Raw genomic sequence first — 1,062 nt, 5'->3', positions numbered from 1 at the left:
ACCAAGCGGTACCACAACAGTCCGCGGGGCCACCAGTGGATCGTGTATGACGTGCCAGCCGGGTACGCGTCGGACGATTTCGAGCAGATGTTGTCCGACGACTCCGTGGAATTGGAGATCTCATCCGCTCTGGCGCGTTTCGCCTTCACCTACAATTTGCGGGACATACACGAGGCCAAGAGCCGGGGCGTGTATGTGACGTACCTGGACCCGAAGAGTCTCGAATTCGTCCTCGATCATCAGACCATCAGTCCCCCCCGACGTCTGGGCCGCCCTCCCGCCGGCCCGGACAACATGATCATCACCCGTATCGAGGACGAGTGGTCCAGCGCGCCCGTGAACACCCTCGACGCCGCCACGAGCACATCCCTGCCTGATGATGCTCGCCCGTCACTACCGTTCACCGGCCTCACCTCGACGATCCCCGCCCCGCCCGGCGGATCGTTCGACCCGATGATGATTGACCCGCCCGGTGGATCGTTCGACCCGATGATGATTGACCCGCTCGAGTACGGGATCAGCCTGCCCGTCAGCCAGGAACTGGTAGACAACCCGTGGCCGCAGGACTTCGCACCCCGGCAGTGGACGCAACCCGTCAGCGCCGCTTTCCCACCCTATGGCCAGGTGTACGCCCCAGACGGTGACAACCCCTACGACAGCCACGACCTGACCTGGACATGGCCCGCGCTGAACCCGCCCGCGTCGACCGCGAGCACCAGCGCGGCACCCGAGAACACCGCCCAATACGCCCCCACCAACGAGACCAACGCACCACCACAGCCCATCACCACCGCCCCACCCCACACGTTCTACCTCCACCCCCCCACCAACGAGCACGACGCCCCCCACATCGACGACGACTTCCTCGACGACGACGACTTCCTCGACGACGAGCACGACCTGCTCTCCGGCGACGACGAGCACGACTCGCTCTCCGGCGACCCACGATCACCATCGATCACACCTGGCGACCACCTGCCGCGGCTAGCGCTACCCACCGCCGGGCCCGCCACCACAACCCACCACCTACCCCCCATACCCCGCACCACCTCAACCCGACCC

At 65.7% G+C, this 1,062-nt stretch carries 1 protein-coding gene; it reads left to right on the top strand.

Annotated elements, in window-relative coordinates; all coding sequences use genetic code 11:
* Nucleotides 1-42 precede the first annotated feature (42 nt).
* The coding region (locus ACLQ24_RS29780) for a hypothetical protein (protein WP_425895062.1) at nucleotides 43-1,062 on the top strand (1,020 nt) is incomplete at its 3' end.

Source organism: Micromonospora sp. DT4, from assembly GCF_049841675.1.
Classification (GTDB): domain Bacteria; phylum Actinomycetota; class Actinomycetes; order Mycobacteriales; family Micromonosporaceae; genus Micromonospora.
Note: the sequence above shows the minus strand (reverse complement) of the source record. Positions and strands in the feature narration are given on the sequence as shown.